This is a genomic window from Aquincola tertiaricarbonis (genome assembly GCF_000969605.1).
In the GTDB taxonomy this organism is placed as follows: domain Bacteria; phylum Pseudomonadota; class Gammaproteobacteria; order Burkholderiales; family Burkholderiaceae_C; genus Aquincola; species Aquincola tertiaricarbonis.
In genome coordinates this window covers 217,753-231,675 of record NZ_JZUE01000007.1, presented here as the reverse complement: position 1 = coordinate 231,675, position 13,923 = coordinate 217,753, and the positions used below count along the sequence as shown (strand labels likewise).

14 protein-coding genes and 1 pseudogene are annotated in these 13,923 nt (G+C 70.1%); 13 read left to right on the top strand and 2 right to left on the bottom strand.

The window, feature by feature from the left end; all coding sequences use genetic code 11:
- Positions 1-11 precede the first annotated feature (11 nt).
- Positions 12-1,328 carry a diguanylate cyclase domain-containing protein gene (locus VO99_RS10910; protein ID WP_198156919.1) on the bottom strand — a complete coding sequence of 439 codons (1,317 nt, stop codon included), beginning with the start codon at positions 1,326-1,328 and terminating at the stop codon, positions 12-14.
- Positions 1,325-2,122 (bottom strand): substrate-binding periplasmic protein, encoded by a 798-nt coding sequence (locus VO99_RS10905; RefSeq protein ID WP_052736253.1) that lies wholly within the window; start codon positions 2,120-2,122, stop codon positions 1,325-1,327. Before VO99_RS10905 ends, VO99_RS10910 begins: the two co-directional genes overlap by 4 nt.
- A gap of 113 nt (positions 2,123-2,235) precedes the next feature.
- Here VO99_RS10905 and VO99_RS10900 point away from each other — a divergent pair, with 113 nt between their 5' ends.
- From VO99_RS10900 to upp, 13 genes and pseudogenes are all read left to right on the top strand, one after another.
- On the top strand, positions 2,236-3,189 hold the full coding sequence (locus VO99_RS10900) for an ABC transporter permease (RefSeq protein ID WP_046112861.1): 954 nt from the start codon (positions 2,236-2,238) through the stop codon (positions 3,187-3,189).
- A gap of 78 nt (positions 3,190-3,267) precedes the next feature.
- Entirely contained in the window at positions 3,268-4,530 is a 1,263-nt protein-coding gene (locus tag VO99_RS10895) for a GTP cyclohydrolase II (protein ID WP_046112860.1), read from the top strand.
- Positions 4,523-5,767 (top strand): URC4/urg3 family protein, encoded by a 1,245-nt coding sequence (locus tag VO99_RS10890; protein WP_046112859.1) that lies wholly within the window; start codon positions 4,523-4,525, stop codon positions 5,765-5,767. Before VO99_RS10895 ends, VO99_RS10890 begins: the two co-directional genes overlap by 8 nt.
- Positions 5,768-6,038: 271 nt before the next feature.
- Positions 6,039-6,782 carry an SDR family oxidoreductase gene (locus VO99_RS10885; protein WP_046112858.1) on the top strand — a complete coding sequence of 248 codons (744 nt, stop codon included), beginning with the start codon at positions 6,039-6,041 and terminating at the stop codon, positions 6,780-6,782.
- 48 nt (positions 6,783-6,830) lie between these two features.
- Positions 6,831-7,010 (top strand): annotated as a pseudogene (locus VO99_RS10880) (hypothetical protein); the annotation flags it as partial.
- Between the two features lie 46 nt (positions 7,011-7,056).
- The gene (locus VO99_RS10875; protein ID WP_046112856.1) at positions 7,057-8,250 is read left to right on the top strand and encodes a sensor histidine kinase; all 1,194 of its coding nucleotides are present in this window, start codon (positions 7,057-7,059) and stop codon (positions 8,248-8,250) included.
- On the top strand, positions 8,247-8,891 hold the full coding sequence (locus VO99_RS10870; protein WP_046112855.1) for a response regulator: 645 nt from the start codon (positions 8,247-8,249) through the stop codon (positions 8,889-8,891). The genes VO99_RS10875 and VO99_RS10870 overlap by 4 nt, the downstream gene beginning before the upstream one ends.
- Before the next feature lie 93 nt (positions 8,892-8,984).
- Positions 8,985-10,376: a CmpA/NrtA family ABC transporter substrate-binding protein gene (locus VO99_RS10865; protein ID WP_046112854.1), complete on the top strand. Its 1,392-nt coding sequence runs from the start codon at positions 8,985-8,987 to the stop codon at positions 10,374-10,376.
- 4 nt (positions 10,377-10,380) lie between these two features.
- Positions 10,381-11,283 carry a nitrate ABC transporter permease gene (gene ntrB, locus VO99_RS10860; RefSeq protein WP_046112853.1) on the top strand — a complete coding sequence of 301 codons (903 nt, stop codon included), beginning with the start codon at positions 10,381-10,383 and terminating at the stop codon, positions 11,281-11,283.
- Entirely contained in the window at positions 11,273-12,277 is a 1,005-nt protein-coding gene (locus VO99_RS10855; RefSeq protein ID WP_083440507.1) for an ABC transporter ATP-binding protein, read from the top strand. The genes ntrB and VO99_RS10855 overlap by 11 nt, the downstream gene beginning before the upstream one ends.
- Positions 12,274-12,717 (top strand): cyanase, encoded by a 444-nt coding sequence (gene cynS / locus VO99_RS10850; protein ID WP_046112852.1) that lies wholly within the window; start codon positions 12,274-12,276, stop codon positions 12,715-12,717. The genes VO99_RS10855 and cynS overlap by 4 nt, the downstream gene beginning before the upstream one ends.
- A gap of 19 nt (positions 12,718-12,736) precedes the next feature.
- Positions 12,737-13,213: a nuclear transport factor 2 family protein gene (locus tag VO99_RS10845; RefSeq protein ID WP_046112851.1), complete on the top strand. Its 477-nt coding sequence runs from the start codon at positions 12,737-12,739 to the stop codon at positions 13,211-13,213.
- A 63-nt stretch (positions 13,214-13,276) separates the two neighbouring features.
- Positions 13,277-13,912: a uracil phosphoribosyltransferase gene (gene upp, locus VO99_RS10840; protein ID WP_046112850.1), complete on the top strand. Its 636-nt coding sequence runs from the start codon at positions 13,277-13,279 to the stop codon at positions 13,910-13,912.
- Positions 13,913-13,923: the final 11 nt, after the last annotated feature.

The following is a 13,923-nucleotide window of genomic DNA, read 5'->3' as shown; positions in this document are numbered from 1 at the left end:
GCAAGGCTCCTTCAGGCGGGACAGGCCACGCGGTCGCGGCCCTGCCGCTTGGCCCCGTACAGGGCCTGGTCGGCATGGTGGAACAGGATGTCGAAGCGGTCCATCGACTCGGCGCGGTAGGCCGCCACGCCGATGCTCAGGGTGACGTGCGGCGCCACCTCCGAGCCGCTGTGGTCGATCGCCAGCGCGGCCACGGCCTGGCGCAGGCGCTCGGCCGCTTCGCGGGCGGCCTCGGCGTCCATGCCGGGCAGCAGCACGGCGAATTCCTCGCCGCCGATGCGCGCAGCCAGTTCGCCGGCGCGGCCGAAGCAGGCCTGCAGCGCCTGCGCCACGCGGCCCAGGCATGCGTCGCCGCCGGCGTGGCCGTAGGTGTCGTTGTAGCGCTTGAAGAAGTCGATGTCGCACAGCAGCAGCGACAGCGGCTGGCCGGTGCGCTGGGCACGGCGGAATTCGGCTTCCTTGGCTTCGTCGAAGTGGCGCCGGTTGGGCAGGCCGGTCAGCGGGTCGCAGCGCGACAGCGCCTCCAGCTTGGCATTGGCAGCCTGCAACGCCTCGGTGCGCTGCTGCACCAGTTCGGCCAGCCGGTCGCGGTGCGCGGCCAGCTCGCGCTCGTCCTCGCGCTGGCGCGCCAGGTACTCCGACAGGCTGCCCTGCAGCTGGTTGACGCCGGCGGCCAGCAGCGTGAGTTCGTCGTGCCGCCGGCTCTTGCGCAGCAGCTCCAGCCGGCGCGCCAGGTTCTCGGGCGACAACTGCGCCAGGTGGCGTGCGATGTGCTGCACATGCACGGTGACCGAGCGGTTGAACAGCCACATCACCAGCGTGACCAGCAGCAGGGTCTGGATCACCTGGGTGAGCACGATCCCGCCCACCTCGTCGCCCAGCCGGCTCCACAGCACGCGCTCGTCGCCGTCCAGGCGGATGCGGCCGACCGTTTCGCGGGCACCGGCGTAGGGCTCGTAGGCCAGGTCCTGCTCCAGCGAGGGCACCAGGCGGGACGGTGCCCAGCCGTCGCGCTGGCGCTCCAGCCGGTCGCCCGCGCGCTGTGCCTGGCCGATCTGCAGCGACACCCGGCCCACCGAACCCACCTTGGCCGCGCTGGACAGGTGCGCCTCCAGCGCGTCGCGGTCCATCTCCCAGATGGCCTTGGACAGCGTGTTCTGGAACACCTGCTCCAGCTGCTGCAGCTCGGCCGTCATCGCCTGCCGCTGGTCGCGCCAGGCGGAGCCGGTGCGCACCATCACCGTCAGCAGCGTGAACACGATGCTGAAGCCCAGCGTGGCCATCACCAGCCGGGTGGCCAGGGGGGAGTAGCGGGCGGCGCCGCTCACAGCCACTTCTTCTTCAGCGCTTCGTAGCGCCCGTTCTTGCGCACTGCCGCCAGGCCCTTGCGGAAGCGTTCCACCATGGCGTCGGAGGTCTTGCTGCCGAAGGCCATGTACAGGCCGTCGGTGCCGCCCAGGTCGGGCAGCGCCAGCACGCGCACCAGCACCCGCGCAGGGTCGTCGCCGGCCTGGCGTGCCAGGTGGTGGGCCACCAGGTCGTTGGCGATCCACAGGTCCACGCGGCCGCGGCGCAGCTTCTCGTAGTTGAACTCGTACTTGTTGCTGGACTGCAGGTTGCGCCCCAGCGCGAAGCCCTTGGCGGCCAGGTACTGCTCGCCGGCGTCCTCGTTGACCGTGGCCACCTGGTACCTGCGGGCGTCGTCCAGGCTCTGAACGCCGGCAGCCTGTGGCGTGCCCTGCAGCGCGAACAGGTACCAGTCCGAAGGCGCCACCACGCCCACCCACTTGAACAGCGCCTCGCGCTGCGCGGTGCGGGTGATCGAGTAGATCAGCACGTTCTCTTCGTTGCGGGCGGTGTCGTAGGCCCGGGCCCAGGGCATCGACTGGATGGGCGCCTGCAGTCCGATCTCCTGCAGCACGGCTTCCACCACCTCGGTGCTGAAGCCGGTGACGCGGCCGTTCTCCGTCAGGTTGTAGGGCGGGAATTCCTCGGTGACGATGCGCAGCGGCGGCGGCGTGGGCGGTGCCGCCTGGGCCGAAGCCTGCCCCATGCAGGCGGCCGCCGCGGCCCACCAGGCCAGGCACCACCTTCTCGACAACCACCCGACCGTACTGCTCATCGGCTGGCTTTCGGCGCCCTTGGCCCGGAACTTGAATCGGGCTTCGTTATGCTCGAACGCGACCTGACGGCCTTCACGGCCGCCGCAGTGCCACCCTGCCGTACCCTCCGCTGATGCCGACCCTGCCGGGCCAGATCGCCGACCTGCTTGCCTCCGCACCCTTCTGGGTGGCCGTGCTGCGCATCGCCACGCCGCTGGTGCTGGGCACGCTGGGCGTGCTGCTGTGCGAGCGCGCGGGCGTGCTGAACCTGGGCATCGAAGGCATCATGGTGGCGGGTGCCTTCGGCGGCTGGCTGGCCGTGTACCAGGGTGCGCCGCTGTGGGGCGGCGTGCTGGCGGCGGCGGTGGTGGGCATGGCCTTCGGCCTGCTGCACGGCTGGCTGACGGTGAAGCTGGCGCTGTCGCAGCATGTGTCCGGCCTGGGCATCACGCTGCTGGCCACCAGCCTGGCCAGCTATGCCTACCGCGTGAGCTTCCCGAAGGTGGAGAGCCCGCCCACCATCACGCCTTTCCAGCCGATGAGCTGGCTGCCGGTGCCGGTGCTGTCCGAGCAGACGCCGCTCACGCTGCTGGCGCTGCTGCTGGTGCCGGCGGTGGGCTGGTTGCTGCTGCGCACGCCGCTGGGCCTGGCGCTGCGCATGGTGGGCGAGAACCCGTCCGCGGCCGAAGGCCAGGGCCTGTCGGTGGCGCGGCTGCGCATCGCCGCAGTGGTGGCGGGCTCGGCGCTGATGGGCGTGGCCGGCGCCTTCCTCACGCTGGCGGCGTTCGACGCCTTCTACTTCAACATGGTCAACGGCCGCGGCTGGGTATGCGTCGCACTGGTGGTGTTTGCCTCCTGGCGGCCGGGCAAGGCGTTGCTGGGTGCGCTGTTGTTCGCGTTCTTCGATGCCCTGCAGCTGCGCCTGCAGCAGGCCGACGGCAGCGGTGGCGAGGCCGCTTTCCATCTGCCTTACCAGCTGTACCTGATGCTGCCCTATGCGATGGCCATCGTCGCGCTGGTGGTGGTGGCCCGGCGTGCCGCCTATCCGCAGGCGCTGATGAAGCCCTATCGCAAGGGCGAACGGTGATGCGTCGCCGGCGTTGGCTGCCAGGGCGCGTACGATGTTTTCGAGCTTCCAAGTTCCAGTGTCCCCGGAGACCTTGAGATGACCACCTCGTCCGCCGAGCCCGCACGGCACATCCGACTGACCTCGCATCCGGGCCAGCAAGGCCCGGGCGGCGCGCCCATCATCCAGTGGGGCGCGGCCGATCCGGTGCTGCGTGGGCCCGTCGTCGGCAGCACCACCAGCCGCGCGCAGCGCAACGTCATCGGCACCCACAGCGGCAGCTACGGCGTGTACCGCGCGCTGGCGGTGGCGGCCGGCAACCTCACCCGTGGCCACCGAGCCGACCTCACCAACACCGCGCCCACCGATGCCATCGGCCCCTATCCCCAGTGGGCCGACGCAGAGAAGATGGTGTCCATCGATCCCTGGGGCGCCTCGGTGCAGTCGGTGTATGCCGACTTCCTGGCGCAGGGCTACGACATCCGCCCGACCATCGCCGTCACCAAGGCGCATGTGCACCTGCCCGAGGTGAAGCAGGCCATCGCCTTCCAGCGGCTGCAGCCCGATGGGAAGTTCCTGCTGGAAGACGGCTCCGCCGTGGTCACCAAGGTGGCGGTGGAGCCGGTGTGGTGGCTGCCCGGCGTGGCGCGCCGCTTCGGGGTGAAGGAGTCCGACCTGCGGCGCGCGCTGTTCGAGGAAACCGGCGGCATGTACCCCGAGCTGGTTACGCGCAGCGACCTGGAGGTGTTCCTGCCGCCCATCGGCGGGCAGACGCTCTACGTGTTCGGCGACATCCGCGATTTGGCCGACCCGATGGTCACGCTCACCGCCCGGGTGCATGACGAATGCAATGGCTCCGACGTGTTCGGCTCCGACATCTGCACCTGCCGGCCCTACCTCACGCATGCGATCGAGGAGTGCATCCAGGGCGCGCAGAAGGGCGGCGTGGGCCTGATCGCCTACAGCCGCAAGGAGGGCCGCGCGCTGGGCGAGGTGACCAAGTTTCTCGTCTACAACGCGCGCAAGCGGCAAGAGGGCGGAGACCGCGCCGACAAGTACTTCCTGCGCACCGAATGCGTGGCCGGCGTGCAGGACATGCGCTTCCAGGAGCTGATGCCCGACGTGCTCCACTGGCTGGGCATCCGCAAGATCCACCGGCTGGTGAGCATGAGCAACGACAAGTTCGACGCCATCACCGGCAGCGGCATCGAGGTGGGCGAGCGGGTGAAGATCCCCGACGCGCTGGTGCCGGCCGACGCCAAGGTGGAGATCGAGGCCAAGATCGCCGCCGGTTATTTCACCGATGGTGGCGTGATGACCGAAGCCGACCTGGCGCAGGTCAAGGGGCGCGGCCTTGTCTGAGCTGCAGGACCACGCCGCGGTGCAGCTGCTGCGCCAGGCCGCCACCATCCGCGAGCGCTGCCGCAACATCACCCATGCGGTGCAGGCCGAGCGCTCGCCGCACTTCCGGCTCGACCTCGGCCGTCTGGACGCGGTGGCCGACCGCGTGGCCGCCCTCACCCGCAGCCGCTTCCCCCAGGGCGGCATTCCGTACCACAGCCGCTGGCGCCACTTCGAGGCCGGCGGCGTGGACCGCAAGGCCGAGATGGATGCGCTGCTGGCCGGCCGCAGCCCGGCCGAGGTCGCGCGTGCCCGCATCGACCTGGCGCTGGTGAGCGTGCTGCTGGATGCCGGCGCTGGCCCGCAGTGGTCGTATGCCGAGGTGCTGGCCGACGGCACGCCCGGCCAGGTCTACAGCCGCTCCGAAGGCCTGGGCGTGGCCAGCTTCCGCGCCTTCGTGGCCGGCCGGTTCTCGTCCGACCCGGCCGAGCCGCTGCGGGTGGATGCGCAGGCGCTGCGGCAGCTGGATGCCGCATTGCTGGCCGAGGTGTTCCGCGCCGACGACACCCATCCGCTGGTGGGGCTGGAAGGCCGTGCCGCCCTGCTGCGCCGGCTGGGCGAGGCCCTGGCCGCGCAGCCGGAGGCCTTTGGCGCCGATGGCCGGCCGGGCCGCCTGTTCGACCTGCTGGCACCGGCCGGCACGGTGCAGGCCGCCGACATCCTGAAGGCGCTGCTGGACGCCTTCAGCGGCATCTGGCCCAGTGGGCAGCGCTTTGGCGCTGCCGGGCTGCCGGTGGGCGATGCCTGGGCGCATCCGCTGGCCGGCGGCAGCGGGCCCAGTGCCGGCTGGGTGCCGTTCCACAAGCTCAGCCAGTGGCTCAGCTACTCGCTGCTGGAGCCCTTCGAATGGGCGGGCGTGCCGGTGGCCGGGCTGGACGCGCTCACCGGCCTGCCCGAGTACCGCAACGGCGGCCTGCTGCTGGACGCCGGTGTCATCGTGCCGCGCGATCCCGGCTTTGCCGACCGGCCGCGCACGCCCGGCGAGCCCTGGACCATCGAATGGCGTGCCCTCACCGTGGTGCTGCTGGACGAGCTGGCGCCACGCGTGCGGGCCCGGCTGGGCGCCAGCGCGCAGCAGATGCCGCTGGCCCGCGTGCTGGAAGGCGGCACCTGGCAGGCCGGCCGGCAGATCGCGGCGGAACTGCGTCCCGGCGGCGGCCCGCCGGTGCAGATCGACAGCGACGGCACGGTGTTCTGAGGCTGCGCACCGGCTGCCGCGGCCCGGGCCTGGCGTCAACACGCAGCCGCGGGGCCAGGGTGACTTGAGGCCCTGGCCTGGAACGGTCGCCCGCCAGGCCTCACAATTGCTGCACTGCAGCGAAAGTGCCCGAAGGGGCGCCGAGCGTGCAAACCTGCACCGTCCCGGCGTGCACGGCGGTTGCCGTGTTTCAGCCGGCGGTCAGGCGTCCGATGCAGCCATCAGGCGGCGCGCCATCCGCCTTGTCCAGCCACCAGAGAGGATCGTTTCCATGAGTTCGCGCATCGCCTACGTCACCAGCGGGATGGGTGGCGTCGGCACTGCCATCTGCCAGGCCTTGGCGCGCAGCGGCCACACCGTGGTGGCCGGTTGCGCGCCCGATTCGCCGCGCCGCGCGGCCTGGCTGGCGGCGCAGAAGGCGCTGGGCTTCCATTTCATCGCCTCCGAGGGCGACGTGACCGACTGGGCCAGCACCACGCGCGCCTTCGGCGCGGTGCAGCGGGAGCTGGGCCCCATCGACGTGCTGGTCCACAACGCCGGCCGCTCCTGCGAGCGCCATTTCCGCGACATGGACACCCGCGACTGGCAGGCGGTGATCCGCGGCAACATCGATTCGCTGTTCAACGTCACCAAGCAGGTGGTGGACGGCATGATGGAACGGCGCTTCGGCCGCATCGTGCTGATGGCATCGCTGACCGGCGGCCAGGGCCGCGTGCGGGAAGTCAACTACGCCACTGCCAAGGCCGCGGCGCAGGGCTTCACCCGTTCGCTGGCGCAGGAGCTGGCGCCGCACGGCATCACCGTCAACACCGTGTCGCCCGGCCACATCGCCGGCGCCGGTGCCCGCACGCCACCGCCCGACGTGCTGCAGCAACTGGCCGCCGCCACGCCGGTGCGCCGCCTGGGCCGCCCGCAGGAAGTGGCCAGCCTGTGCAACTGGCTGGCGTCGGACGATGCGGCGTTCATGACGGGCGTCGATTTCCCGGTGAACGGCGGCGCCCTGACGGGCCGGTGACCGGGGCGCGCCCCCCACGACCGTTTCGACGACCTGTTGATCACCCGGCGCAGCCTGCCGCTGTGGTCGGTGCCGTACCCGCAGGAGCTGAACGACATCCCGGCCATCGTGGTGGGCCGGCCTGACCGGCTGCGGCGGGCGCTGCAGCACATCGCCGCGCACCGGGCCGACCTGTGGATCACCACGCCCGGCGCGATCGCCGCGGCAGCGGCGCAGGCAGCGCCGTAGAGCCGTAGAGCCGCCCGGCACGTGGCTTGCGTGCAGGCGCGGCACGATGTCGTGGTCTGCCGTTCTCCCCGCAGCCGGCGCCGGCCGGGTGGCCGACGTCTGGCGTGATCGCCTGAGCCTGCTGCTGGAATCCACCGGCGAGGGCATCTTCGGCATCGACCTGGCCGGCTGCTGCGTGTTCGTCAACCGCAGCGCGGCGCAGCAGCTGGGCTGGCCGCCCGAGCAGGTGCTGGGCCGCAACATGCATGCGCTGATCCACCACACGCACCCGGGCGGCGCGCATTACCCGGAAGAACAGTGCCCCATCTTCAACGCCTTCCGCCAGGGCCTGCCCTGCCGGGTCGATGGCGAGGTGCTGTGGCGCGCCGACGGCAGCGCCTTTCCGGCCGAATACAGCAGCTACCCGATCCTGGAGAACGGCGAGGTCTGCGGCGCGGTGGTCACCTTCGTCGACATCAGCGAGCGCAAGCAGGCCGAGGAGCTGCTGCGCCGCACGAACGATGCGCTGGAAACCCGCGTGGCCGAGCGCACCGCCGAGCTCAGCACTGCATTGGCGCAGCTGCGCGAGCTGGCCAACCACCTGGAGACGGTGCGCGAGACCGAGCGCAAGCGCATCGCCCGGGAGGTGCACGACGAGCTCGGCTCGCTGCTGGTGGCGCTGAAGATGGATGTCGACTGGCTGGGCAAGCGCCTGGCGCCGATGGCCGCGCGGCCCGAGCTGCTGTGCAAGTGCCACGGCATGGGCCGGCTGATCGACACCGCGGTCGACAACGTCGGCCGCATCATCACCGACCTGCGGCCCAGCATCCTCGACCACCAGGGCCTGTGGGCCGCGCTGGAATGGCAGGCGCAGGAATTCATCGAGGCCGCCGAGCTGCCCAGCGACCTGCAGCTGCACGTGGCCGCCGGCGTGGCGCCGCCGGAAGGGGGCGTGGCCATCGCGGTGTTCCGCATCTTCCAGGAGATCCTGAGCAACATCGCCCGGCATGCGCAGGCCACGCGGGTGCAGATCCGCATCACGGTGGACGACCCGCCCGAGCCGGTGCTGTACCTGGACGTGCGCGACGACGGCATCGGCGCGCCGCCCGAGGCGCTGGCCGATGCACGCAGCTACGGCGTGCTGGGCATGCGCGAGCGTGCGGCGCACTTCGGCGGCCGGCTGGTGATCGACAGCGCGCCGGGCCTGGGCACCCGCGTGCGGCTGGTGATGCCGCTGAGCGTGCAGGAGGCCGCGCCATGATCCACGTGCTGGTCTGCGATGACCACCAGATCGTGCGCCAGGGCATCAAGCAGATCCTGGCCGACGCCGACGACATCGGCTGGGCCGGCGAGGCCGCCAACGGCCCCGACGCCATCGCGGCGGTGCGCCGCGGCGGCATCGACGTGCTGCTGCTGGACATCGCGATGCCGCAGCGCGACGGGCTGGACGTGCTCAAGCAGCTCAAGGCCGAATTCCCCAAGCTGCCGGTGCTGATGCTCAGCACCTACCCCGACCGGCAGTACGCGGTGCGCAGCCTGAAGCTGGGCGCCTCCGGCTACCTGAACAAGAGCGCCGATTCCGAGCAGATGATCGACGCCATCCGCACCGTGGCGCGCGGTCGCCTGTTCATCACGCCCAGCGTGGCCGAGCAGCTGGCCGGCGCGGTAGGCGCCGGCCGCGGCGCCGATGACGAGCAGCCGCTGCACGAGCGGCTGTCGCACCGCGAGCACCAGGTGTTCCGCCTGCTGGCCACCGGCCACAGCGTGGGCGAGATCGCCGAGCAGCTGGTGCTGGCCCCCAACACCGTGAGCACCTACCGCGCCCGCATCCTCGAGAAGACCGGCGTGCGCAACGACGTGGAGCTGGCGTTGTATGCGGTGAGGCATCAGTTGCTGGCGTAGTGCCAGCCCTACACCAACAACCCGCGCTGATCGATGGTGCCCGCGGGGGTGGCTTCCTAGCATTCAGCTCACCGATCCACCAAGGACACCCCGATGAGCCCAGGCCTCGACCCGTACGACGCAGACCGCCCGCTGCTGATGCGCTGCGCCTGCGGCCAGCATGCTTCCGCGGCCGAGCATGGGCAGGCCGAGGCGGCCATCGGCACGCTGAAGGCGCGCAGCGAGAGCGAGGACTTCATCGCCAGCGCCAATGCCTTCATCGAGGCCGCGCTGGTCAAGGCGCTGTTCCCGCAGGACGAGGTGCGCCGGCGCTTCCTGCGCGCGGTGGGCCGCTCCACCGCCATGGCGGCCATCGGCAGCGTGCTGCCGCTGGCCAGCCTGCAGGCGATGGCCCAGGACAAGGTCGCGCTGGAGAAGAAGGACCTGAAGATCGGCTTCATCCCCATCACCTGCGCCACGCCGCTGATCATGGCCCACCCGCTGGGCTTCTACAGCAAGCAGGGCCTGAACGTGGAGGTGGTGAAGACGGCCGGCTGGGCGCTCATCCGCGACAAGATGCTCAACAAGGAGTACGACGCCACGCACTTCCTGAGCCCGATGCCGCTGGCCATCAGCCTGGGCGCGGGCTCCAACCCGGTGCCGATGCGGGTGGCGACGATCCAGAACACCAACGGCCAGGCCATCACGCTGGCCAACAAGCACAAGGACCAGCGCGACCCGAAGCAGTGGAAGGGCTTCAAGTTCGCGGTGCCCTTCGAGTATTCGATGCACAACTTCCTGCTGCGCTACTACGTGGCCGAAGCAGGGCTCGACCCCGATCGCGACATCCAGATCCGCGTGGTGCCGCCGCCGGAGATGGTGGCCAACCTGCGCGCCGGCAACATCGACGGCTACCTGGGCCCCGACCCGTTCAACCAGCGCGCGGTGTATGAGGAGATCGGCTTCATCCACCTGCTGACCAAGGACCTGTGGAACGGCCACCCGTGCTGCGCCTTCGGCACCTCGGCCGAGTTCATCCAGAAGAATCCCAACACCTTCGCCGCCCTGTTCCGCGCGGTGATGACATCGGCCGCGATGGCGCGCGAGCCGAAGAACCGCGAGCTGATCGCGAAGGTGATCGCGCCGCAGGCCTACCTCAACCAGCCCGAGACGGTGCTGGCGCAGGTGCTCACCGGCCGCTTCGCCGACGGCCTGGGCAAGGTGCAGTCGGTGCCCGACCGAGCCGACTTCGACCCCATGCCCTGGCAGAGCATGGCGGTATGGATCCTCACGCAGATGAAGCGCTGGGGCTACGTGAAGGGCGACGTCAACTACAAGCAGCTGGCCGAGCAGGTGTTCCTGCTGACCGACGCCAAGAAGACGATGGAGTCGCTGGACATGAAGCCGCCGGCCGGCGCGTACCCCAAGTTCACCGTCATGGGCAAGGTGTTCGATCCCGAGAAGCCGGACGCCTACGTGTCCAGCTTCGCCATCAAGCGGGCCTGACGCAGTGGCGACGAACACCACGCCGAGCCACCTGAGCCTGCGTGCCGCGGCCTTGTCGCTGGCGCTGCTGGTGCTGCTGCTCGCGGTATGGCAGGTGGCCACGCTGCCGGCGCGCGGGACGGCTCCGGCACCCGCCGCGGCCAGCATGACGGCCGAGGAGATCGAATACGCCAAGCTGATGGGCAAGGACCCGACGGCCGGCGCGGCGGCCTCGCCGGTGCAGAAGTCGGGCTTCCCCACGCCAGCGCAGATGGGGGCCGCCGCCTGGGCGCAGCTGGCCAGCCCCTTCCACGACAACGGGCCCAACGACAAGGGCATCGGCCTGCAGCTGGGCCATTCCCTGGGCCGCGTCGCGCTGGGCTACCTGATCGCGGCCCTGGTGGCGATCCCGCTGGGCTTTGCCATCGGCATGAGCCCGCTGCTGTACCGCGCGCTCGATCCGTTCATCCAGATCCTGAAGCCCATCTCGCCGCTGGCCTGGATGCCGCTGGCGCTCTACACGATCAAGGATTCGAGCGTGTCGGGCATCTTCGTGATCTTCATCTGCTCGGTGTGGCCGATGCTGATCAACACCGCGTTCGGCGTGGCGGGCGTGCGGCGCGAATGGCTGAACGTGGCCCGCACGCTGGAGGTCAAGCCGCTGCGCCGTGCGTTCGAAGTGATCCTGCCGGCCGCGGCGCCCACCATCCTCACCGGCATGCGCATCAGCATGGGCATCGCCTGGCTGGTGATCGTGGCGGCCGAGATGCTGGTGGGCGGCACCGGCATCGGCTACTTCGTGTGGAACGAGTGGAACAACCTCTCGCTGCCCAACGTGATCTTCGCAATCCTCACGATCGGCGTGGTGGGCATGTTGCTGGACCTGATGTTCGCCCGCCTTCAAAAGGCAGTCACTTATGCAGACTGATGGAGCCCCCAAGACGCCTGCAGCGTCGTCCCCCCAGGGGGGAGCGCGGCCGCTTGGGAGCGGCCCGGCGCCGGCCGCTGAACTGCCCTTGCTCATACAAGTGCAGGGCTTGGCCAAGGCCTACCCTGGCGCTGCCGAGCCGGTGTTCGACCAAGTGAACTTCAGCGTCCGCACCGGCGAGTTTGTCTGCATCATCGGCCACAGCGGCTGCGGCAAGACCACCATCCTCAACGTGCTGGCCGGGCTGGAGCAGGCCAGCCAGGGCGTGGTGCTGATGGACGGCCGCGAGATCGCCGGGCCCAGCCTCGAGCGTGGCGTGGTGTTCCAGGGCCATGCGCTGATGCCCTGGCTGACGGTGCGCAAGAACATCGCCTTCGCGGTGCGCAGCAAGTGGCCGCAGTGGAGCGCCGCGCAGGTGGATGCGCAGGTGGAGAAGTTCGTCGCGATGGTGGGCCTGGCGCCGGCCATCGACAAGAAGCCCTCGCAGCTGTCGGGCGGCATGAAGCAGCGGGTGGGCATCGCCCGCGCCTTCGCCATCGAGCCGCGCATGCTGCTGCTGGACGAGCCATTCGGCGCGCTGGATGCGCTGACGCGCGGCACCATCCAGGACGAGCTGCTGCGCATCTGCGCCGAGACGCGGCAGACCGTCTTCATGATCACGCACGACGTCGACGAGGCCATCCTGCTGGCCGACCGCATCCTGCTGATGAGCAACGGCCCGCAGGCCCGCGTGGCGGAGGTGGTGGTCAACACCCTGCCGCGCAGCCGCCAGCGCGCCACGCTGCACCACGACCCGCAGTACTACCGCATCCGCAACCACCTGGTCGATTTCCTGGTGGAGCGCAGCCAGGCGCTGTCGCACGGCCGCGCGCCGCCCCAACCACCCGAAGTGCGCCCCGGCCTGCAGGCCGCGGACGCGCCGCACACCGAATACCCACCGGCGGACCCGAAGGTCACGCCCTTCCATCCGCGCAGCAAGGAGCAAGCCGCATGAGCCGCATCGACGTCACCGAGAAGATCATCGCCACCAAGGTGGCCCAGGGCCTGAAGTGGTCCGACGTGGCCGCCAGGGTGGGCCTGAGCAAGGAATGGGTCACGGCCGCCTGCCTGGGCCAGATGACGCTGAATGCCGAGCAGGCCGGCGTGCTGGCCGAGATCTTCGGCCTGACGCCCGCCGAGAAGCAGTGGCTGATGGTGGTGCCCTACAAGGGCAGCCTGCCCACCAGCGTGCCCACCGATCCGCTGATCTACCGCTTCTATGAGCTGGTGAGCGTGTACGGCACCACCTTCAAGGAACTGATCCATGAAGAGTTCGGCGACGGCATCATGAGCGCCATCGATTTCAAGATGGACCTGCAGCGCGAGGCCCATCCCGCCGGCGATCGTGTCAGCATCACCATGAGCGGCAAGTTCCTGCCGTACAAGACCTACTGACGCCACGCAAGGAGACGCCATGGCCGCACCCGAGACCCGCCCGCCCGTTCCCCCCTTCACCGAGGACAGCGCGCGGCAGAAGGTGCGCATGGCCGAGGACGCCTGGAACAGCCGCGACCCCGACCGCGTGGCCGGCGTCTACACCGAAGACACCGTGTGGCGCAACCGCGCGGAGTTTCCGGTGGGCCGCGAGCAGGTGCGCCAGTTCCTGCAGCGCAAGTGGGCGCGCGAGCTGGACTACCGGCTGATCAAGGAGCTGTGGGCCTTCGACGGCCCGCGCATCGCGGTGCGCTTTGCCTACGAGTGGCACGACGACTCCGGCCACTGGTTCCGCAGCTACGGCAACGAGAACTGGCAGTTCAACGCCCAGGGCCTGATGGAGCGGCGCTACGCCAGCATCAACGACCTGCCGATCCGCGCGGAAGACCGCCTGTTCCACTGGCCGCTGGGCCGCCGGCCGGACGATCACGCCGGCCTGTCGGACCTGGGCCTGTAGCGTGCCGCGCGCGTGGCGTCGGCGTATGCTCGCAGCGCATTTGTCTACCGCCCGCACGAGCCCATGAGCCTGCCCCAAGTCCACCACATCACCCACCCGCTGGTTCAGCACAAGCTGACGCTGATGCGCGAGAAGACGCGCAGCACCAGCGGCTTCCGTCGGCTGCTGAACGAGATCAGCATGCTGATGGCGTACGAGATCACGCGCGACATCGGCACGCAGATGATCGAGATCGAGACGCCGCTCGAGAAGATGCAGGCGCCGGTGATCGACGGCAAGAAGACGGTGTTCGTCAGCATCCTGCGCGCGGGCAACGGCTTTCTCGACGGCATGCTGAACGTGGTGCCCGGCGCGCGCGTGGGCCACGTGGGCCTGTACCGCGACCCGAAGACGCTGGTGGCGGTGGAGTACTACTTCAAGATGCCCAGCGACATGCATGAGCGCGACGTCATCGTGCTCGACCCGATGCTGGCCACCGGCAACTCGGCCGTGGCCGCGGTGGAGCGGCTGAAGGAAACCAACCCCAAGAGCATCCGCTTCGTGTGCCTGCTGGCCGCGCCGGAGGGCCTGAAGAACTTCCACGGCAGCCACCCCGACGTGCCGGTGTACACCGCCGCCATCGACCGCGGGCTGGACGAGCACGGCTACATCGTGCCGGGCCTGGGCGACGCCGGCGACCGCATCTTCGGCACCAAGTAGAACGGCCGGCG

Bases quoted from the DNA above. Each gene is read 5' to 3' on its own strand.
- VO99_RS10905 (WP_052736253.1), bottom strand. From the start codon at position 2,122: ATGAGCAGTACGGTCGGGTGGTTGTCGAGAAGGTGGTGCCTGGCCTGG.
- VO99_RS10900 (WP_046112861.1), top strand. From the start codon at position 2,236: ATGCCGACCCTGCCGGGCCAGATCGCCGACCTGCTTGCCTCCGCACCC.
- VO99_RS10895 (WP_046112860.1), top strand. From the start codon at position 3,268: ATGACCACCTCGTCCGCCGAGCCCGCACGGCACATCCGACTGACCTCG.
- VO99_RS10885 (WP_046112858.1), top strand. From the start codon at position 6,039: ATGAGTTCGCGCATCGCCTACGTCACCAGCGGGATGGGTGGCGTCGGC.
- VO99_RS10875 (WP_046112856.1), top strand. From the start codon at position 7,057: ATGTCGTGGTCTGCCGTTCTCCCCGCAGCCGGCGCCGGCCGGGTGGCC.
- VO99_RS10870 (WP_046112855.1), top strand. From the start codon at position 8,247: ATGATCCACGTGCTGGTCTGCGATGACCACCAGATCGTGCGCCAGGGC.
- VO99_RS10865 (WP_046112854.1), top strand. From the start codon at position 8,985: ATGAGCCCAGGCCTCGACCCGTACGACGCAGACCGCCCGCTGCTGATG.
- VO99_RS10855 (WP_083440507.1), top strand. From the start codon at position 11,273: ATGCAGACTGATGGAGCCCCCAAGACGCCTGCAGCGTCGTCCCCCCAG.
- cynS (WP_046112852.1), top strand. From the start codon at position 12,274: ATGAGCCGCATCGACGTCACCGAGAAGATCATCGCCACCAAGGTGGCC.
- VO99_RS10845 (WP_046112851.1), top strand. From the start codon at position 12,737: ATGGCCGCACCCGAGACCCGCCCGCCCGTTCCCCCCTTCACCGAGGAC.
- upp (WP_046112850.1), top strand. From the start codon at position 13,277: ATGAGCCTGCCCCAAGTCCACCACATCACCCACCCGCTGGTTCAGCAC.